Annotated in this window: 17 protein-coding genes; 4 read left to right on the top strand and 13 right to left on the bottom strand. The window is 68.2% G+C overall.

What is annotated here, in order from left to right:
* The 5 genes from N177_RS17655 to N177_RS17635 all read right to left on the bottom strand — a co-directional run bounded on the left by N177_RS17655 (position 1) and on the right by N177_RS17635 (position 4,414).
* On the bottom strand, positions 1 to 336 hold the full coding sequence (locus N177_RS17655) for an AzlD domain-containing protein (protein WP_023433767.1): 336 nt from the start codon (positions 334 to 336) through the stop codon (positions 1 to 3).
* Positions 333 to 995: an AzlC family ABC transporter permease gene (locus N177_RS17650; protein ID WP_023433766.1), complete on the bottom strand. Its 663-nt coding sequence runs from the start codon at positions 993 to 995 to the stop codon at positions 333 to 335. Before N177_RS17650 ends, N177_RS17655 begins: the two co-directional genes overlap by 4 nt.
* Before the next feature lie 100 nt (positions 996 to 1,095).
* Positions 1,096 to 3,480 carry an ATP-dependent Clp protease ATP-binding subunit ClpA gene (clpA, locus tag N177_RS17645; RefSeq protein ID WP_023433765.1) on the bottom strand — a complete coding sequence of 795 codons (2,385 nt, stop codon included), beginning with the start codon at positions 3,478 to 3,480 and terminating at the stop codon, positions 1,096 to 1,098.
* A gap of 10 nt (positions 3,481 to 3,490) precedes the next feature.
* Positions 3,491 to 3,868 (bottom strand): ATP-dependent Clp protease adapter ClpS, encoded by a 378-nt coding sequence (gene clpS, locus N177_RS17640; protein ID WP_051402475.1) that lies wholly within the window; start codon positions 3,866 to 3,868, stop codon positions 3,491 to 3,493.
* 216 nt (positions 3,869 to 4,084) lie between these two features.
* A complete protein-coding gene (locus tag N177_RS17635) occupies positions 4,085 to 4,414 on the bottom strand; it encodes a phasin family protein (RefSeq protein ID WP_023433763.1) in 330 nt (109 codons plus the stop codon).
* A gap of 384 nt (positions 4,415 to 4,798) precedes the next feature.
* Between N177_RS17635 and N177_RS17630 the strand changes: the two genes are divergently transcribed.
* The gene (locus tag N177_RS17630) at positions 4,799 to 6,142 is read left to right on the top strand and encodes a D-alanyl-D-alanine carboxypeptidase (protein ID WP_023433762.1); all 1,344 of its coding nucleotides are present in this window, start codon (positions 4,799 to 4,801) and stop codon (positions 6,140 to 6,142) included.
* Between the two features lie 10 nt (positions 6,143 to 6,152).
* Here N177_RS17630 and N177_RS17625 read toward each other — a convergent pair whose 3' ends face one another.
* From N177_RS17625 to N177_RS17605, 5 genes are all read right to left on the bottom strand, one after another.
* Positions 6,153 to 6,863 (bottom strand): DnaJ domain-containing protein, encoded by a 711-nt coding sequence (locus tag N177_RS17625; protein ID WP_023433761.1) that lies wholly within the window; start codon positions 6,861 to 6,863, stop codon positions 6,153 to 6,155.
* A 5-nt stretch (positions 6,864 to 6,868) separates the two neighbouring features.
* Entirely contained in the window at positions 6,869 to 7,591 is a 723-nt protein-coding gene (locus N177_RS17620) for a vWA domain-containing protein (RefSeq protein ID WP_040485982.1), read from the bottom strand.
* Positions 7,592 to 7,637: 46 nt separating this feature from the next.
* Positions 7,638 to 8,072: a DUF1489 family protein gene (locus N177_RS17615; RefSeq protein ID WP_023433759.1), complete on the bottom strand. Its 435-nt coding sequence runs from the start codon at positions 8,070 to 8,072 to the stop codon at positions 7,638 to 7,640.
* Between the two features lie 21 nt (positions 8,073 to 8,093).
* Positions 8,094 to 8,696 (bottom strand): flavin reductase family protein, encoded by a 603-nt coding sequence (locus N177_RS17610; RefSeq protein ID WP_023433758.1) that lies wholly within the window; start codon positions 8,694 to 8,696, stop codon positions 8,094 to 8,096.
* Positions 8,697 to 8,774: 78 nt separating this feature from the next.
* On the bottom strand, positions 8,775 to 9,356 hold the full coding sequence (locus N177_RS17605) for a nitroreductase family protein (protein WP_023433757.1): 582 nt from the start codon (positions 9,354 to 9,356) through the stop codon (positions 8,775 to 8,777).
* A 132-nt stretch (positions 9,357 to 9,488) separates the two neighbouring features.
* Between N177_RS17605 and N177_RS20750 the strand changes: the two genes are divergently transcribed.
* Positions 9,489 to 11,183, top strand: a complete 1,695-nt coding sequence (locus tag N177_RS20750) for a vWA domain-containing protein (RefSeq protein WP_160170942.1) — start codon at positions 9,489 to 9,491, stop codon at positions 11,181 to 11,183.
* A 136-nt stretch (positions 11,184 to 11,319) separates the two neighbouring features.
* Here N177_RS20750 and gyrA read toward each other — a convergent pair whose 3' ends face one another.
* Entirely contained in the window at positions 11,320 to 14,151 is a 2,832-nt protein-coding gene (gyrA, locus tag N177_RS17595; RefSeq protein WP_023433755.1) for a DNA gyrase subunit A, read from the bottom strand.
* Positions 14,152 to 14,341: 190 nt separating this feature from the next.
* Between gyrA and N177_RS22265 the strand changes: the two genes are divergently transcribed.
* Positions 14,342 to 15,259: a MarC family protein gene (locus N177_RS22265; RefSeq protein ID WP_023433754.1), complete on the top strand. Its 918-nt coding sequence runs from the start codon at positions 14,342 to 14,344 to the stop codon at positions 15,257 to 15,259.
* A gap of 83 nt (positions 15,260 to 15,342) precedes the next feature.
* On the opposite strand, the gene N177_RS17585 is transcribed toward N177_RS22265, so the two are convergent.
* The gene (locus N177_RS17585; RefSeq protein WP_023433753.1) at positions 15,343 to 16,431 is read right to left on the bottom strand and encodes an SDR family oxidoreductase; all 1,089 of its coding nucleotides are present in this window, start codon (positions 16,429 to 16,431) and stop codon (positions 15,343 to 15,345) included.
* 253 nt (positions 16,432 to 16,684) lie between these two features.
* Here N177_RS17585 and arsB point away from each other — a divergent pair, with 253 nt between their 5' ends.
* Entirely contained in the window at positions 16,685 to 17,767 is a 1,083-nt protein-coding gene (arsB, locus tag N177_RS17580; protein WP_023433752.1) for an ACR3 family arsenite efflux transporter, read from the top strand.
* A 56-nt stretch (positions 17,768 to 17,823) separates the two neighbouring features.
* On the opposite strand, the gene N177_RS17575 is transcribed toward arsB, so the two are convergent.
* A complete protein-coding gene (locus tag N177_RS17575) occupies positions 17,824 to 18,891 on the bottom strand; it encodes a ketopantoate reductase family protein (RefSeq protein ID WP_023433751.1) in 1,068 nt (355 codons plus the stop codon).
* Between the last annotated feature and the right edge of the window lie 190 nt (positions 18,892 to 19,081).

Below are 19,081 nucleotides of genomic sequence, written 5' to 3'. Positions count from 1 at the left end.
TCAGGTGAGGAACAGGATGCCGCCGAGCAGCATCGCCTCGGCGGCCACCACTCCGGCGAAGACGTTGCCGCCCGCCGCGAGATAGGCCGCGCATCCGGCCGCCACGGCCGACAGGCGGACCCACAGCGCCACGTCGGCGAGCTCTCCCGGCGCATAGATCACGAGCTTCGCGATGAGGCCGGCCACCAGCGCCGTAGACACCGCCCTCACCCATTTCAGGACCGGGCTCTCCGCGTTGAGCCTGACCGAGAAGGCGACGCCGAGCAGACGCCAGACATCGGTCGCCATCCATCCCGCGATCAGGATCACGAGGTAGGTCGAGAGCCCGCCTGTCACCGCCGGCGCTCCATCGCGCGTCCGGCGAGCCATGCGAGCGTGCCGCCGACGAGGCCGGTCCAGAGAAGGTCGAGACCCGGGGCGAGGCGGTAGAAGACGGGCCCGAGCGCAAGCCCCAGCCCCATCGCGAGATGGTCGGCCCGGGCCCTGGCGGCCGATGTCATCGAGAGGATGAAGTAGATCGGGGTCAGGAAGAGCAACGCCGCCGACGCCGCGGGCGGCACGGTGGCGGACGCCGCATGGCCGAGCGCCGTGGCGAGGAGGTTGAGCGGCACCACGGTCAGCGACAGGCCGAGGAAGAACGGTATGCGCTCCGCGTGCTCCATGTCGTTGAAGCGGCGCATGGATTCCACCCACACCGTGACCGCGACGAAGTGGGCAAGGAAGTACTGCGAGATCCACGACTGCCGGTCACGCCGCATCAGCGGCAGGATCGCCACGGTCAGTGGCAGAAGGCGTACGGCGGTCAGCGTCACGGCGACGAAGGCCGCCGCCAGATGCGCCCCGTCCGCCAGGCCGCTGAACAGGACCACCTGCCCCGGAAGCGCCCACACGACGCCGCTCGTGAACACGGCCTCGCCCATGGAGAAGCCCATCGCGCGCGCGAAGGCGCCGAAGCCGAAGAACGAGCAGAACAGCACGAGGCCGGGAAGCGACACCGCTCGTCGCGCCCCGGCCGAGTAGCCTGTCCGCCAATGCCGTCCAGACGTCACCGGCGCCCCGCGGGGCGCCGGTGGTCGGTTTCAGGAGAAATCGGCACTACTCGCTCGGCTGCGGCACCTTGGCTTCGCTCTTACGCACTGAGCGCTTGCCGGAGCCCTTCTTCGCCCCCTTGGCCGGAGCCGGTTCGGCGTCCGGGCGACCGGCGGGCTCGGGGAACTCGAAGGCGAGCTTCGACGGCTCTCCGTCCGGCGTCTCGACCACGACGCGCACCACGCCACCGGCCTTCAGCCTGCCGAACAGCACCTCGTCGGCCAGCGGCTTCTTGATGTGGTCCTGGATCACGCGGGCGAGCGGGCGGGCGCCCATGCGCTCGTCGTAGCCGCGATCGGCGATCCACGCGTTCGCCTCCTCGGTCAGCTCGATCGTCACCCCGCGGTCGGCGAGCTGCGCCTCGAGCTGCAGGACGAACTTCTCGACCACGCGCGCCACGACCTCGGGCGGCAGGTTGCCGAAGGCGATCGTCGCGTCGAGACGGTTGCGGAACTCCGGCGAGAACATGCGGTTGATCGCCTCCTCGTCGTCGCCCGTCCGCCTCGAGCTGCCGAAGCCGATCGCCGGCTTCGCCATCTCCGCCGCACCGGCATTCGTCGTCATGATCAGGATCACGTTCCTGAAGTCGACCCGCTTGCCGTTATGGTCGGTGAGCTTGCCGTGGTCCATGACCTGCAGGAGGACGTTGAACAGGTCCGGATGCGCCTTCTCGATCTCGTCGAGCAGGAGCACGCAGTGCGGATGCTGGTCGACGCCGTCGGTCAGCAGGCCGCCCTGGTCGAAGCCGACATAGCCCGGCGGCGCGCCGATGAGCCGCGACACGGTGTGCCGCTCCATGTACTCCGACATGTCGAAGCGCAGGAGCTCGACCCCTAGGAGCGAGGCGAGCTGGCGGGCGACCTCGGTCTTGCCGACGCCCGTCGGCCCCGAGAACAGGTAGTTGCCGATCGGCTTCTCCGGCTCCCGAAGGCCGGCCCGCGCGAGCTTGATCGACGCGGCGAGCGCCTCGATCGCGGCCTGCTGGCCGAAGACGGTGCGCTTCAGGTTCTCCTCGAGATGCGACAGCACCTCGGAGTCCGACCTCGAGACGCTCTTCGGCGGGATGCGCGCCATCGTCGCGACCGTCGCCTCGACCTCCTTCACGCCGATCACCCGCTTGCGCTTGGAGGGCGGGAGCAGCATCTGGGAGGCGCCGGTCTCGTCGATCACGTCGATCGCCTTGTCCGGCAGCTTCCGGTCGTGAATGTGCTTCGCCGACAGCTCGACCGCCGTCTTGATGGCGTCGTTCGTGTAGCGCAGGCCGTGGAACTCCTCGAAGTACGGCTTCAGCCCCTTCAGGATCTTGACCGCGTCGGGCACCGTCGGCTCGTTCACGTCGATCTTCTGGAAGCGGCGCACCAGCGCCCGGTCCTTCTCGAAGTACTGGCGGTACTCCTTGTAGGTGGTCGAGCCCATGCAACGAAGCTCGCCCGACTGGAGCGCGGGCTTCAGGAGGTTCGAGGCGTCCATCGCGCCTCCGGACGTCGCCCCGGCGCCGATGACGGTGTGGATCTCGTCGATGAACAGGATCGCGCCGTCGTACTTCTCGATCTCCTTCACGACCGCCTTCAGGCGCTCCTCGAAGTCCCCGCGATAGCGGGTGCCGGCGAGCAGCGTCCCCATGTCGAGCTGGAAGATCGTCGCCTTCTTCAGGACCTCCGGCACCTCGCCGTGCACGATCCGGCGCGCCAGGCCTTCGGCGATGGCCGTCTTGCCCACCCCGGGATCGCCCACGAAGAGCGGGTTGTTCTTGGAGCGGCGGCAGAGGACCTGCACCGTACGGCGCAGTTCGGCGTCGCGGCCGATGAGCGGGTCCACGCGACCCTCGCGGGCCTTCTGATTCAGGTTGATGCAGTAGGCCTCGAGCGCGTCCGACTTCTTCTTGTCGGCGTCCTCGCCTTCGGCTGCTTCCTCTTCGGCTCCCCGCACGGTACGTGTCTCCGAGAAGCCAGGCCGCTTCGCGATGCCATGGCTGATGTAATTGACAGCATCATAGCGCGTCATGTCCTGCTCCTGCAGGAAAAACGCGGCATGACTCTCCCTCTCCGCGAAGATCGCGACGAGGACGTTGGCGCCGGTCACTTCCTCGCGACCGGAGGACTGCACATGGATCACGGCGCGCTGGATGACGCGCTGGAAACCGGCCGTCGGCTTGGAATCCTCCCCCGTCTGCGTGACGAGGTTCTCAAGCTCGCTGTCGACGTAGTCCGATACCGTCTGACGCAGGACGTCCAGATCGACATTGCACGCCCGCATGACGGCGGCCGCGTCCTGATCGTCGATCAGGGCGAGAAGCAGATGTTCAAGCGTGGCGTACTCGTGATGACGTTCATTCGCGAGCGCGAGCGCGCGATGAAGCGCCTGTTCCAGACTTCTCGAGAATGATGGCAAATCGGGGTTCCTACTTCTTCTCCATGACGCACTGCAGCGGATGCTGGTGCTTGCGAGCGAAGTCCATCACCTGCGTCACCTTCGTCTCGGCGATCTCGTAGGTGTAGATCCCACACTCTCCCACCCCGTGGTGGTGTACGTGCAGCATGATGCGGGTGGCATCTTCCCGGGCCTTGTTGAAGAACCTTTCCAGAACGAGCACCACGAACTCCATCGGAGTGTAGTCGTCGTTGAGGATAAGGACGCGGTAAAGGCTCGGACGTTTGGTTCTCGTTCGGGTCCGGGTGACGATGCCGGTACCGGCCCCGTCACCGCCGTCCCCGTCCGAGTTCGACTGAGCGGTCGTGGACAGCGGCTTCGGCCGCGCATTCCACAGTTGCCCTCTCATGCTCCCAGTGGCCTCCTCGAACCTCACGTTCGCCTTGATGCTCAGCCCGGAGCCGGGCCGACGCACGGCCTCTCGAGCGTGATGATAGGTCGTATGCGTGTTCTTCACCAGACAATAAGATAGGCCCGCGGGACGGGCGCTGCCACCCCGGCGCAAACACAAAAAGCCCCGGTCTTGCGACCGGGGCTTCGGCGTCCGAGGCTTATGGGCCGGAGCTTACTTCGCCTTGGCGGCGAGGTTCTCGAACGGCTTGTAGGCGTCCTTCGTCATGTCGACGTAGTACTCGCCGAGCTTCGTGGCGTGGGCGATGAAGCCCTCATAGCTCGTGCGGAGATAGTCGGCCTGGATCTCGAAAGCCTTGTCGAGCGACTTCGCGGACATCAGCTTCTCGAGAGCCGCCGCGCCGTCCTCGTAGGACTTCTTGCTGTAGTCCGCGGTGTCGAGGGCGATGCCCTGGAAGTTGCGGCTGAGCGTGCCGAAGCTGCGCATGGCCACGTCCACGTTGTCCTTGGCCAGCTTCTGGAATTCGTCTGCATTGCCGATCATGTCGATGCTCCTTCGGGTTTCCGTCATGCGCATAGCGACGTCTTATCAGGAGCGTCCTTGGCGCATCACACGACTGCGATGCACCCTACATACTGCACCGCACCATCGATGTCAAGGGATTGCTGCGACGCACAATGGCTGCCGCCGCACTTCGGTCACACCGGCAGGCTTTACCGTTTCCTAACCGCGTCGGACATATTCTCCCCATCAGTGAGATGAACACGGCCACATTTGGGGCGAGAGCTTGAACTGTGTCGTGTCGTCCAAGTGTTGTTGGCAGATGCCGATGGGGCGCAACGGGGGGGGCAACGCATGGATCCCGAGTGGATCGTCAGCGCCCGACCTTGCTCGCCGTTCGGCCAAGGCTAGTCGGAGATCGGTCACATGATCGGCGTTCTCCCGGTGTGGAACCCCATCCACCGGCTCAATATTTTCCGCGCTCTCATGGTTCTCGTCGCGCTGCTCAGCATCGCGGCGGCGCCTGCCGATGCAAACGAGCGCTATGCGGCCTACATCATCGACGCGAACACCAACGAGGTGCTGTTCTCGCGCAACGGCGATGTTCCCCGCTACCCCGCCTCGATCACGAAGGTCATGACGCTCTTCATCGTCTTCGAGGAGCTCGAAGCGGGCCGGTTGCGGCTCGACACGCCGCTCAAGGTCTCGGCCGCGGCGGCGGCCGAGCCGCCGTCGAAGATCGGCGTGAAGCCCGGCTCCACGATCACGGTCGAGGACGCCATCAAGGCCATGCTGACGAAGTCGGCGAACGACGTGGCCCATGTCGTCGCGGAGAACATCGGGGGCAGCGTCCCCGCCTTCGCGCAGCGCATGACGCGGACCGCCCGGTCGATCGGCATGACGAAGACGACCTTCGCCAACCCGCACGGCCTGCCGAACTCCAACAACATCTCCACGGCGCGCGACCTCGCCATCCTGGGCCAGGTGACCATGCGCCGCTTCCCGAACTACTTCGGCTACTTCTCGATCCGCTCCTTCACGTACAAGGGGCAGACCTACGGCAACCACAACAAGCTTCTCGGCCGCGTGGCCGGCGTCGACGGCTTCAAGACCGGCTATATCCGCGCCTCGGGCTTCAACCTGCTCGCCACGATGCAGCGCGGCGACCGCCGCATCATCGGCGTGGTCATGGGCGGCCAGAGCGGCAGCAGCCGCGACGCGCATATGCGCGAGCTCCTCGAGGCCCACATCAAGAGGTCGACGCCGTCGGCCGCACCTCTCCTCGCCTCCAACGCGCCGCTTCCCCCCGTGCGGCCGGAGCGCCCGGTGACGACGATGTACGTGCCGTCGACCACCGTGCCCGGCACGATGGTCTCCGCGAGCGCCGCGCCCATGCCCTACTTCCCCGCCTCGGGCGATCCCATCGGGCAGAAGATCGAGATCGCCCTCTCCGAAGAGGCCGTGAGCGGCCAGGGCGACGCGTCGCCCTTGGACGAGGTGACCACCGCCTCCCTCTCGCCGGGAAGCGACAGCTGGGTGATCCAGGTCGGCGCCTTCAACGGCGAGGCTCTCGCGATGTCCGCCCTCTCCCGGGCTCAGGAGCGCGCGCCGAGCGTCCTCCGCAACGCCTCCGCCTACACCGAAACCGTGAAGCTCGACGGCGAGACGTACTGGCGAGCCCGCTTCGCCGGCTTCGACCGCGGCGGCGCGGAAGCAGCGTGCACGGCGCTCAAGCGCGCCTCCTTCGGCTGCTTCCCGGCCCGCAACTGATCAAAGCCCCTCAGGCCTGACCATGTTTGCGAAGCAGAAGCTCCTTGGCCTCGTTGATCTTGGCGGCAAGGTAGGTGGACCCACCCCGGTCCGGGTGGAGCTTCATCATGAGATCCCGGTGGGCGCGGCGTATGGCGGCCGCGTCGGCCCCCGGCGCAACGCCCAGTATCTCATAGGCCTCCTGCGCCGTCATTTCGCCGGTGTGGCGCGGTCGGGACTGCCCCGCCGCCGCGTCCGCCTCTCCGTCTTCACGCCAGCCGGGCTCCCGGCGGTCGAGATACGCTTCGAGTAGCTGGCGGCTCTGCGCGTCGTCGACCTCCGCGAGGAGCTCGACGACGTCGTCGAACGACAGATCGTCGAGCGCCTGTCCCGCCCAGCGGCCGTCGAGCACCTCGCCGCTCATGCGGCCCGTGTCGTGATCGAGCCGCATCTCGACCCACGGCGAGCGCACGGACGAGGAGCTGCCCGCGCTTCGCCGACTCGTGCCCCGGTGAGGTTGGAAGGGAACACGGAGGCCCAGCAGGCTGATGCCTGCGATCCCCAGGGGGATCGCGAAGCCCCAGCGGCCCGTCACGCCGAGCACCGCCGCCACGGCGAGCAGAACGACCCCGCCGACGATCTTCACCCATTTCGCGACCTTCGCGGGGTCGGAGTTGGCGAAGGCCTGAAGGCCGGCCAGGAGCAGGACGAGGCCGATCAGCCCCAGCAGAAACGCACCCATCGCCGCTACTTCAACTGCTCGAGGAGGAGTTGCGCTCCTCGGTCGCCGTAACGGGCGAGCGCCTTGCGGCCGCCCGCAGCGTAGACGGCGACCGCCCTCAGGAGCTCGCGCAGCTGGCCGGAAGAGCTGCTGTCGAACGAGCAATAGGCGCCGGAGGTGAGGCGGGCGATCTCGCGGAACGCCCGTTCGGCGGTGGGCTCCCGACCCTCGTGGAACATGAAGGCGGGGACGCGCAACATGCCCAGCTCTCCGGCGAGCGCACAGAGCTCGTCGACGTTCTCCTCCATGCAGTCGCCGACATAGACGAGTGCCTGGACGGGCTTGCGTCCGGCCTCGTCACGAGCGTGGCGCAGGACCTTCCGGATCTGCGTCGTGCCGCCCCGGCAGTCGATGCGGGACATGAGATCGGCGAGCCGCGTCGCATCCTCCGTCCACTTGCTGGCGCGGCACTCGTTGAAGCCGCGGAAATAGACGAGCTGGACCGACAGACCACCGATGGAGGCGGTCTCCTGGAACATCTCCGCCTGCAGGCGGCAGGCGCGGTCCCAGGTCGGCTGGCGGCTCATGGTCGCGTCGAGGGCGAAGACGAGCCGCCCCCGCTCGCCGGCTGGCGGAGTTGCGGGCGCGCGCCGAACCAGCTCGAGAAAGAGGTCTATCTCGGCACGCGAGCTCGCTTCCGCGGGCGCGAGCCCCTCCGTCCGCACCGGTGCTTTCTTGTCGTCGCTCATGGTGGAAAGATGGCCTCTCACAGCCCTGTTGCAAAGCCGGGGTCGATCAGAGAAGCCCGAGTTCGAGCAGTTCCCGCCGCATCTCGGGCGGCATTCCCCCGTCCCCGCTCCCATCGCCCAGGTCGAGCGGCGCCTCCTCGGCCTTGAGATAGCGCCAGCCCTGGAACGGTGCGCGCGGGCGCGGCTCGACGGGGACGATCGTCGGCTCGAGCACGAAGGCGCAGCGTGTGATCCCGTCCTCGCCGGTCACCGCCCGCAGATCCAGGAGCCGCTGGCGGCACTGCACGAGCCCCCGGATCACCCAGTAGAGCGAGCCGCCGGCGAGGATCTCGTCCGCCCGCTTCGGCGTCATGCGCGTGACGTGCACCTGCTCGGCCGGCTGCCCCTGGCGCCGGCGCTGCTCGAGTCGCTCGGCGATCCAGCCTTGCAGGTCCTCGATCGACTCGGCCCCGACGCAGAGCTTGATGATGTGCACGGCCATGGGTCCCGCTCTCCTCACCGGCTAGCTCTGCGGCCGCCGCATCTGGAAGACCTCGTCGATCACGGCGTAATCCATGTAGCCGAGGCGGGAGATCGGTCGCGCCCGCGTGATGTCGACCAGACCGTCCACGATCAGGCCTTCGTCGATGTGCACGCCCACGACCTGACCGAGCAGCAGCGTGCTGGCTGTTTCGGTCCCCTCCAGATCGACCAGGCGCTTCACCTCGAGCACCTTGCACTCGAGCGCCACCGGCGACTCGCCGACGCGCGGCGGCTTGACGAGGCGCGAGGCAGCGGGCGTCAGCCCGGCGAGCGCCATCTCGTCCACCCCGGCCGGCACCGGCGCCGAGCTTCTGTTGACGGCGTCCCGCAGGTCGTAGGTCGCGAGGTTGCAGACGAACTCGCCGGTGGCGGCGAGGTTGCCGGCGGTGTGCTTCCAGCCGGTGCTGCCGATCACGACGATGTATGGCCTCTCCCCGACCGCGTTGAAGAAGCTGTAGGGGGCGAGGTTGACGCGGCCCCCTTCGTCGAGGCTCGAGATCCACCCGACAGGGCGCGGCACGATCAGCGCCTTCATGGGGTCGTGCGGCAGTCCGTGGTCGTTGCTGCGGGCGTCGTAGAACATGCCGTCTCCTGTCGGTGCCTCCGCCCGATATGCCATCGCGCCCCGGAATGTCCAACGCCTCGGGACGGAGTTTCGGGATCAGGCGGGCCGCCAGTCGGTGAGCAGGGTCGCGACGTCGGGCCTGTCGCGATCGCTCGGGGGCGTGGCGGGGGTGCCCGCATAGACGAAGCCGGCCACGCGTTCGCCCTCCTGCAGCCCCAGGAGCCGCCCCACACGCCCGTCATAGGCCGGCCAGCCGGACAGCCACTGACCCGCATAGCCGTGCGCGTGGAGCGCGTGGAGCAGGTTCATGCCCGCGGCGCCGACCGAAAGCTCCTGTTCCCAGACGGGGATCTTCGCATGCTCGCCCGCCCGCGACACGAGCACCAGGAGGAGCGGCGCCTGCGGCCGCTTTCCCGCCTCGACCTCCGCGGCCTCCTCGCTCGCCTCGGGATGATCCGATCGCCAGAGCTCCATGAGGCGCTGCCTGAACGCCGCGAGCGCCTCGCCTTCGATCCGGATGAAGCGCCACGGCGCGAGCTTCCCGTGGTCGGGGACGCGTGCCGCTATCGTCAGGATGTCGCGCAGTTCCTCCGCAGACGGCCCGGGACCGACGAGGGTGACGGCCGCCACTGAGCGCCTCGCGCGCAGATGGTCGAGAACGGGTTCGGAGCGCGGCATTTCACTTCAATCCATGTCTCGTGGAGGTCAAGATGACGTGGCACCACCGGCAGCCGCGACGCCGCCACATTGCATGGCATGATGCGCGGCATCGCGAATCCCTCGGGCGCCAAGAGCGGAACGACCATATTCATGAACCACCTCGCGGTCTCCATCCGATCCCTCCTCGTCGCGCTGCTTGCCATATGCACCGCGGGCGTGGCCTCGGCGGAGCCTGCGACGATCGTGATCCTCGATGGCAGCGCGAGCATGCGCTCGCAGGTCGGCGGACGCAGCAAGATCGCCACCGTCCAGGAGGCGATGAAGGAGGCGTTCGAAGGGCGGGCGGAACGGCTGGGCCTGGTCGTCTACGGCGGCGCCTCCTCCAGCTCCTGCGAGGACATCGCCACGATCGTGCCGCCTGACGGCGAGATGGACGAGGCGGCGCGGGACGCGGCGATAACCGGCATCGCCCCGAAGGGCCAGACCCCGCTCGCCGCGTCGATGGAATCCGCGCTCGAGGACTGGCGCGACCGCCAGCCGCTGCATCTGGTGGTCATCGCCGACGGCACGGACACCTGCAACGGCGATGCGGCGGCCGCGGCCGCGAAGGTGAAGGCCGCGGGCGGCAAGGTCGACGTGATCGGTTTCGTCGCGACCCAGCCGGAGAAGGTGAGGCCGCTCGGTTCCGTGGCAGAGGCCGGCGGCGGCAGCTTCGCCGTGGCCACGAGCCCTGCGGCCTTCAGGAGCGAGATCGCGAAGGTGCTCCCGGCGCCGGGGGAGGCGGAGCCGGATGGGCCAGCGGAGACGGACGCGGCGCCGGACGCTGACGCGGAGGCAGAGGCGGCGTCGGAAGAGGCCGCCAGCGACGCTCTTTCCTCTTCGGAAGAAGAAGCCGCCGATCCTGCCGGCGGCGCGGACGGCGCGTCGGCGGCCGACGACGCCGGGGCGGAGGTGGAGACGGCTCAGCCGGGGATCCCCATGCCGCCTCCCCGGCCGGATCCGGAGACGGCGGCGGCCGAACCTTCCACGGTGCTGTCGCTCGGGCCCCTGCAGATCCAGCCAGACAAGCAGGACAAGGCGGTCCGCAAGAGACTGCCCCTGCGCCTGACCGCTCACCTCACGGCCGACGGGCCGGCGGTGCCGGGCGGCGTCATCTGGCGCGTCTTCAACGCGCGTCCGATGCCGGACGGCAGCTTCCCGGAGCTAGAGCGCAGCGAGGTTCCCGAGCCCGTCTTCTTCCTGCCGGAGGGCGATTACATCGTGCACGCGGCCTATGGCCGTGCCTTCACGGCGCGCCAGGTGGAACTGCACGAGACGGCGCGGGATGAGGCGGTCGTGCTCGAGGCGGGAGGCCTGCGGGTGAAGGCCGTCAGCACCGACGGCGGCGCGCTGGCCAACGGGATATCGCTCGCGATCTACTCCTCGGAGCTCGATGAGTACGGCCAGCGCAAGCAGATCCTCGCGAACGCCCCCCTCGACCGCACGATCCGCCTCAATCCGGGCACCTATCACATCGTCAGCCGCTACGGCGATGCCAATGCGATCGTGCGCGCCGACGTGCGGGTCAGGCCGGGGCAGCTCACGGAGGCCGCGGTGACCCACAAGGCAGCCGCCGTCACGTTGAAGCTCGTGAACGAGCCGGGCGGCGAGGCCCTCGCCAACACGGCGTGGAGCATCCTCTCGCCGGGCGGCGACGTGGTGAAGGAGAGTTTCGGCGCGTTTCCCGAGCACGTGCTGGCCGCCGGAACCTACGCGGTCGTCGCGCGCCACGAGGGCCGCATCTTCAACAGCGAGTTCACCGTCGAGCCCGACCGGCGGCGGGAGGTCGAGGTGGTGGCGCGCTGAAGGTCACTGACGAGCCGCCCGCGTCTCTCTCGAAGCGGAGCGATGAACGACGAAGGGTCGGGGTCCTGACAGACCACCGACCCTTCACGTCTTCCGCGCCGCCTCGCCGTCGCGCGAGCCGACGGAACGCTGGCGGTCAGCTCTCGGGGCTGTCGGGCCCGCCTTCGGGCCCCTCGGGAGCATCCGGCAGCTCTCCGCCGTCCCCGCTCTCGATCTCCTCCGCCTCCGCGGCGCTCTCCTCGCCGATCCGCTCGACCGAGACGACCTTCTCGCCGGCCGCCGTGTGGAAGATGCGCACGCCCTTCGACGCGCGGCTCGTGAAACGGATGCCTTCGACGGGAACGCGGATCAGCGTCCCGCCGTCCGACACGAGCATGATCTGGTCTCCCGCCTCCACGGGGAAGGCCGCCACGAGCGCGCCGATCTCGTCGAGCTTCGTCTGGTCGGTCGCCTTGATGCCCTTGCCGCCGCGGCCGGAGACACGGAAGTCGAAGGAGGACGACCGCTTGCCGTAGCCGCGCTGGTTGACGGTGAGCACGAACTGCTCGGCCGCGCCCATCTCGGCGTAGCGCTCGGGCGACAGCTGCCCCTCGCCGTTCGCCTCGACCTCCTCGGCGACGTCGTCCGTCTCGGCGATCTCGTCCTGCTCCTCGCCCGTCGCCGCGCGGCGGAAGGCGGAGGACTGCTTGAGATAGAGAAGCCGCTCCGCCGGCGTCGCCTCGAAATGCCTGAGGATGCAGAGCGAGATCACCCGGTCGGCCGCGCCGAGCGAGATGCCGCGGACGCCCATGGAGTCGCGCCCCTTGAAGACGCGCACGTCCACGACCGGGAATCGGATGCACTGGCCCGACGCCGTCGTCAGCAGGATGTCGTCGGATTCCGTCGCCGTCTCCACCCCGACAATGCCGTCATCGTCGGCGTCGAGCTTCATCGCGATCTTGCCGTTGCGGTTGACCTGCGTGAAGTCGGACAGCTTGTTGCGGCGGACGGTGCCGCGCGTGGTGGCGAAGATCGCGTCGAGCGAGCCCCAGCTCTCCTCGTCCTCCGGCAGCGGCATGATCGTCGTGATCCGCTCGTTCTCCTGTAGCGGCAGAAGGTTGACGAGCGCCTTGCCGCGCGCCTGCGGCGCCGCCACGGGCAGGCGCCAGACCTTCATCTTGTAGACCAAGCCGCGCGACGAGAAGAACAGCACCGGCGTGTGCGTCGAGGCGACGAACAGCCGGCTAACGAAATCGTCGTCGCGCATCGACATGCCGGAGCGGCCCTTGCCGCCCCGCCGCTGCGCCCGGTAGGTCGAGAGCGGCACACGCTTGATGTAGCCGGCATGCGAGACGGTGACGACCATGTCCTCGCGCTGGATCAGGTCCTCGTCCTCGAAGTCGCCCTCGGCCTCGCTGATCTCGGTGCGCCGGGGCGTGCCGAACTCGGTCTTCGCGGCTATCAGCTCCTCGCGCACGATGCCCTGGATGCGGGCGCGCGAGCGCAGGATGTCGAGGTAGTCCGCGATCTCCTCGCCGAGCTTCGTCAGCTCGTCGCCGACCTCCTCGCGCCCCAGCGCCGTCAGGCGGTGCAGGCGCAGGTCCAGAATCGCGCGGGCCTGGGTCTCGGAGAGACGGTAGTTGCCGTCCTCGTCGAGCGTGTGGCGCGGATCGGCGATCAGCGTGATGAACGGCGCCATCTCCTTCGCCGGCCAGTGGCGCTCCATCAGCTGCTCGCGCGCCGTCTGCGGGTTCGGCGCGTTCCGGATGAGGCTGATGACCTCGTCGATATTCGCGACGGCGATCGCCAGGCCGACGAGCACGTGGGCCCGGTCGCGCGCCTTGCGCAGGAGAAACTTGGTGCGCCGGCTAACGACCTCCTCCCGGAAGGAGAGAAAGGCGGTCAGCATGTCGTGCAGCGTCAGCTGCTCCGGCTTGCCGCCGTTCAGCGCCACCATGTTGGCGCCGAAGCTCGTCTGGAGCGGCGAGAAGCGGTAGAGCTGGTTCAGCACGACGTCGGCCACGGCGTCCCGCTTCAGCTCGATGACGACGCGCATGCCCTGCCGGTCGGACTCGTCGCGGATGTCGGCGATGCCTTCGACCCGCTTGTCCCGGACGAGGTCGGCGATCTTCTCGATCATCGCCGCCTTGTTCACCTGGTAGGGAATCTCGGTGACGATCAGCGCCTCGCGCTCCTTGCGCACCGTCTCGGTGTGCACCTTGCCGCGCATGACGACGGAGCCGCGGCCGGTCGTGTAGGCCGAGCGAATGCCGGCGCGTCCGAGAATCGTGGCGCCGGTCGGGAAGTCGGGCCCCGGGATGATCTCCATCAGCTGCTCCGCCGACAGTCCCGGATCCTCCATCAGCGCGATGCAGGCGTCGCATACCTCGACGAGATTGTGCGGCGGCACGTTGGTCGCCATGCCGACGGCGATGCCGCCGGCACCGTTGACGAGGAGGTTTGGAAACTTCGTCGGCAGCACGCTCGGCTCGCGCTCGGCGCCGTCGTAGTTCGGCACGAAGTCGACGGTCTCCTTGTCGAGATCGTCGAGCAGGAGATGCGCGGGCTTGGCGAGCCGCACCTCCGTGTAGCGCATCGCCGCGGGCGGATCGCCGTCGACAGAGCCGAAATTCCCCTGCCCGTCCGCGAGGGGCAGGCGCATCGAGAAGTCCTGCGCCATCCGCACGAGCGCGTCGTAGATCGCGCTGTCGCCGTGCGGATGGTACTTACCCATGACGTCGCCGACGACGCGGGCCGACTTGCGGTAGGGCTTGTTCCAGTCGTAGCCGTTCTCGTGCATCGAGTAGAGGATGCGGCGATGAACGGGCTTCAGGCCGTCGCGCACGTCTGGCAGCGCGCGGCTCACGATGACGCTCATCGCGTAGTCGAGATAGGACCGCCGCATCTCCTCGGCGATCGAGATGGGGCGGACGCCGGAAGGGTCCTCGGGGGGCGTACCGCCGCCGGGCGGCAGATCGGTGTCGGACAAGACGGTCTCGTGGGATGATTGGACTATCGACTAGGTAGGGGATTCGCTTGCGATACGCAAGGTGCGGCAATCAGTGGCGTGGCGCACAATCCTCATTCTTGTCAGTGCATTAGCGGGATATTTTGCATCGGAATATCATGACGCAACAGTTTTCACGAGGACGTCGTGGTTTCGGGGTGAGGAACACGGGATGGCGGAGGCGCTCGTCTCGGCGCTCGTGACGCTGTTCGTGGTGATCGATCCGATCGGGATCGCGCCGATTTTCGTCAGCCTGACGCACGGCATGGCGCCCGCGGAGCGGCGTCGCGTCGCCATGCGCTCCGTCTTGATCGCCGCCGTCGTGCTCGTCGCCTTCGCGGCCATCGGCCAGCCGATGCTGGAGGCGCTGGGCATAACCCTTCCCGCCTTCCGCATCGCCGGGGGACTGCTCCTGTTCTGGATCCCGACCGAGATGGTCTTCGAGAAGCGGCAGGCGAGGAAGAGCGGCTCGGCCGAGCGTTCCGTCCAGGAAGACCATCCAGAGGACATCGCGGCCTTCCCGCTCGCGGTGCCGCTCATGGCCTTCGACAACGTCACGCGTGCGATCGAAGCCTTCGAGGTGACGCTGATCACGCCGGCGGCCCGCTTCGACCAGTTCCTGGACGGCAACGAGGTCGCGATGAACGACCAGGAGAAGGAGGGCCTCCGCCTGTTCATGGATACGGGCTGCGTGAGCTGCCACAACGGCGTGAACCTCGGTGGCCAGGACTACTTCCCGTTCGGCGTCATCGAACGGCCGGGCTCGGACATCCTGCCGCCGGAGGACAAGGGCCGCTTCGCGGTGACGCAGACGGCGACGGACGAGTACGTCTTCCGCGCCGTCCCGTTGCGCAACGTCGCGCTCACGGCGCCCTACTTCCACAGCGGCCAGGTATGGGATCTGGAGCAGGCCGTGGCGATCATGAGCACGGCCCAGCTCGGCATAGAACTGAGCGAGGAGGAGATCGAGGCGATCCCAGCCTTCCTCCACACGCTGACGGGCGAGCAGCCGCGGGTCGAGTATCCCATCCTGCCGCGGAGCACCGACACCACGCCGGTGCCGGAGCTCATGGTCCCGACCTCCCGCTGACGCGCGTCCGGCCCGGAGGGCAGGATCTCGCGCAAGCCCCGAAGCCCGCGCCCCGGCGCGGGCTTCGTTCCGAGCGCTTCGAGCTAGACCGCTCCCCGGCCGACTGCGCTGTAGCGGTCATCTTCCCTCGAGCGGGCCGTCTCGCGGTCGTGCGCGCGGCGCCGAGCGCCAAGTCCGAGCGCCAGCCCGCCGAGGGCCGCCGCTCCGAACAGGAGGCTCGCGCCGGGATACATCTGCGCGAGCGTGAAGAGCGAGTGCTCACGATGGGCGGGGAAGTTCCCGCGCACCCGCCCGTCCTGCCTGGGCCCGTAGAGGTTGTCGCGCTGCAGGAAGTCGGCCGCCCGCCTGGAGGGCGAGAGCTGGAGCGGCTTCACGAACTGCCGCATCGCGAGGTCGAAGATGCCGGGCATCAGCTTCTGCATGACGAGAAGCGCCGGCCCGCCGCCGCCGACATAGATCTCCCGGATCGGGCGCTCCGCCGAACGCAGGATCGCGCGGGCGACGAGCCACGGCGAGTAGCGCGGCGGCGGCGTCTTGGGCGCCTCGTCGTGATAGCTGCGGGCGTGCTCGGTGTACGGCGTGGCGATGGATGTGGGCTTGATGAGGGTCACCGAGATCCCGGGATCGCTCGTCGCGATGTCGGCGCGCAGGGCGTCGGTGAAGCCCCGCACGGCGTGTTTCGAGGCGACATAGGCGCCCTGGAGGGGAACCGGCACATCGCTCAGCACGCTGCCGATGTTGATGATGGCCCCGCGACCTTCGCTCCGCATCGCCCGCAGGGCTGCGAGGCTGCCATGGACCACGCCCCAGTAATTCGTCTCGAACAGCCGCCTGTGATCCTCGGTCGAGATCTCGTCGAGATAGCCGTAGAGCGGCACCCCCGCATCGTTCACCCAGCTGTCGATCCGCCCGAAGGTGTCGATCGCCGCCTCCGCGAGACGCTCCACTCCGGTCTCGTCGCCGACATCCGTCGGAACCGCGTGGACGCGGGCGCCCTTGTCCTGCAGATCTTCGGCGACCTCCCGGAGTGCCGCGCCGTTGCGCGCGGCTATGACGAGCCGGGCGCCACGCCGTGCCGCCAGCCGGGCGGTGGCCAGCCCGATACCGCTCGTGGCGCCGGTGATGACGATGACCTGCTTCTCGATCGGCCTGAGCCTGCTTCTCCCCAGCACGTGTCTCTCCGTGGAGTTCGGATCTCCAGGTGAGAAGGCAGCCCTACCGCCTCAGGTTCCCTCGGGAGGCATGTCGCCGCCGGCGCTCCAGCAGACCCGAAGGCCCACGTTGACAGCTCAGCTATATACGTTATTTCTCGAAATAAGGAAATTTCACCATGCACGAAGCGGCACGTGGTGCAGCGGCCACTGAGGGATCCGGCTCCACCGGCTGGATCCCCCCTCGTCGCTCCACTTGAGAGGCAACGCGACCATGACGATCGACGGCTCCGCGCGCGCCGCTAGCTCTCCGGGCGGCATCGGCTTCTTCGAGAAGTGGCTCTCCGTCTGGGTCGGCCTCTGCATCGTCGCGGGGATCGTTCTCGGCAACGTTCTGCCGGGACTCTTCGGCTTCCTCGCCGGCCTGGAATATGCCGCCGTCAACGTCCCCGTGGCGCTCCTCATCTGGGCGATGGTCTATCCGATGATGGTGGCGGTCGACTTCTCGAGCCTCGCCCATGTCGGCGACCGGCCGAAGGGGCTGATCCTGACGGTCGCCGTGAACTGGCTCGTCAAGCCGTTCACGATGGCGGCTCTCGGCGTCCTGTTCTTAGAACATTTCTTCGCGGGGATGATCGCACCGGCGGACGCGCAACAGTACATCGCGGGCCTGATCCTGCTCGGCGCCGCGCCGTGCACCGCCATGGTCTTCGTCTGGTCGCAGCTCACGAGGGGCGATCCGACCTACACGCTCGTGCAGGTCTCCGTGAACGACGTCATCATGATCTTCGCCTTCGCCCCCATCGTCGCTCTCCTCCTCGGCGTCACGGATATAGAGGTGCCGTGGGAGACGCTTCTCCTGTCGGTCGGCCTCTACGTCGTGATACCGCTCGCGGCGGGAGCGGCGACGCGCCACTGGCTGACGCGCCACGCCAGGCGCGGCGAGACCGGAGAGGCGGCCGTGGCGCGCTTCACGGGGGCGGTGAAGCCGTTCTCGATCGTCGGGCTGCTCGCGACCGTGGTTCTCCTCTTCGGCTTCCAGGGGCACGTGATCGTCGAGCGGCCGCTGCTCATCGTGATGATCGCGATCCCGCTCCTCATCCAGTCCTACGGCATCTTCGCCCTCGCCTATGCGGCGGCATGGGCGTGGCGCGTGCCCTTCAAGGTCGCGGCTCCATGCGCGATGATCGGCACGTCGAACTTCTTCGAGCTCGCCGTGGCCGTGGCGATCGGCCTCTTCGGGCTCGGCTCCGGCGCGGCGCTCGCGACGGTCGTGGGCGTCCTCGTCGAGGTCCCCGTGATGCTCTCGCTGGTCGCCTTCGCCAACGCGACGCGGCACCACTTTCCAGAGGGATAGAAGCGACGGCCGCGGGACGGCGGCAAGCATCGCCGCCCCGCCGATCGCCTCTCGCGTCAGGCGGCGGACTTGCGCCGGTTCTCCTGAAGAAGCGCGTCGATCCGGTCGACCATCTCGTCGACCTGGGCGAGCCGCATTCCCTTCTGCCGCGCCACGATCTGAACCAGACGGTCGACACGCTCGATATAGGGCGCGCCGGAATAGACCGCCTTGGCGGCGGATGACGGCCTGACGAGGCCTTGCGCCGCCGCCGCATACTTCTCGAACGGCACGAGATCCGAGGCCGAGGCGCCGAGGCTCAGGCAGACCTCGCCGACCCAGTCGTAAACTGCGCGAGCGCCCTCGGGGTCGCCGTGCACCACGTCCTTCACGGACTGCACCCCGCCGGGCGTGACGCAGCGATAGTTGCCCGTCAGCAGCATCGGCCACTTGGCGAAGGGCACGAAAATCGAATAATGTACCTTCAGCTTCACCGGCAGCTCGAGCGTACGACCGCCCACGTCGTGACGCACCGCCTCGATGTCGCTCTGCATCTGGCGAAGGATCGAGGTCGCCGCCTCGCCCTCGAACGGAGCCGCCTTGAAGTTCGTCGGCAGGGTCACCTGGACAACGTTCGGCTGTTCATCGGGCGGCCGGATGGCCTGCGGGTCCGGGCTGCACAGCGTCATGTTCGCGGGCTCGAACGTGTCCCACACGCCGGCGTCCGCATAACAGGCGGAGAGCTCGTCCGCGTCGATGCCCGGCACGCGCTTCATGTAGGTGAGCGGCGGCATGTTCATGATCGACATCGCCGGCGTGCGCGCGCGCCCGATCCTGTGCATCAGGTCCTTCACCTCGGGGGCGCGATACTGCGGCTCCTGCATGCCGAGCACCACGAGATCGAAGCCCGAGGAGTCGGCCTGCTCGGGCGTCACCGCCGCGAGACGGCCCTTCAGATCCCGCGAGTCGAGCACGACCGGCTCGCTCTCTCCCTTCACCGGAAGGCGCACGCGGGTGCCTTCCGCGTTGATGAGCTCGGCCTCTTCGGGCCGGCACACGAGCGTGACGTCGTGGCCGGCCACAAGAAGCTTGGTGGCGACCAGCGACCCGTAATTCGCCCCGAGTATCAGCGTGTTGAAAGCCATCCCGTTCCTCCGTTCGTTGTTGTGGGCGCACTTCGCGACGCCCTTCTCTTCCCGAGGGATGCGGCAGGACGTCACCTTGCGGCGCCCGCCGGCGGTCGATCACGAAGCAGGGCGGCAGGCCCCGCTCCTGCCCGCACATCGAGGTACGCCGGCACGAATGCCGGCCACTGCCTCACGCAGCGGTGCTTGC

This window comes from Lutibaculum baratangense AMV1, from assembly GCF_000496075.1.
Classification (GTDB): domain Bacteria; phylum Pseudomonadota; class Alphaproteobacteria; order Rhizobiales; family Tepidamorphaceae; genus Lutibaculum; species Lutibaculum baratangense.
This window is presented reverse-complemented; position numbering and strand designations above follow the sequence as displayed.

Bases quoted from the DNA above. Each gene is read 5' to 3' on its own strand.
- N177_RS17620 (WP_040485982.1), bottom strand. From the start codon at position 7,591: ATGAGCGACGACAAGAAAGCACCGGTGCGGACGGAGGGGCTCGCGCCC.
- N177_RS17605 (WP_023433757.1), bottom strand. From the start codon at position 9,356: ATGCCGCGCTCCGAACCCGTTCTCGACCATCTGCGCGCGAGGCGCTCA.
- arsB (WP_023433752.1), top strand. From the start codon at position 16,685: ATGACGATCGACGGCTCCGCGCGCGCCGCTAGCTCTCCGGGCGGCATC.
- N177_RS17630 (WP_023433762.1), top strand. From the start codon at position 4,799: ATGATCGGCGTTCTCCCGGTGTGGAACCCCATCCACCGGCTCAATATT.
- N177_RS22265 (WP_023433754.1), top strand. From the start codon at position 14,342: ATGGCGGAGGCGCTCGTCTCGGCGCTCGTGACGCTGTTCGTGGTGATC.
- N177_RS17575 (WP_023433751.1), bottom strand. From the start codon at position 18,891: ATGGCTTTCAACACGCTGATACTCGGGGCGAATTACGGGTCGCTGGTC.
- N177_RS20750 (WP_160170942.1), top strand. From the start codon at position 9,489: ATGAACCACCTCGCGGTCTCCATCCGATCCCTCCTCGTCGCGCTGCTT.
- N177_RS17615 (WP_023433759.1), bottom strand. From the start codon at position 8,072: ATGGCCGTGCACATCATCAAGCTCTGCGTCGGGGCCGAGTCGATCGAG.
- N177_RS17635 (WP_023433763.1), bottom strand. From the start codon at position 4,414: ATGATCGGCAATGCAGACGAATTCCAGAAGCTGGCCAAGGACAACGTG.
- N177_RS17625 (WP_023433761.1), bottom strand. From the start codon at position 6,863: ATGGGTGCGTTTCTGCTGGGGCTGATCGGCCTCGTCCTGCTCCTGGCC.
- clpS (WP_051402475.1), bottom strand. From the start codon at position 3,868: ATGAGAGGGCAACTGTGGAATGCGCGGCCGAAGCCGCTGTCCACGACC.
- N177_RS17610 (WP_023433758.1), bottom strand. From the start codon at position 8,696: ATGTTCTACGACGCCCGCAGCAACGACCACGGACTGCCGCACGACCCC.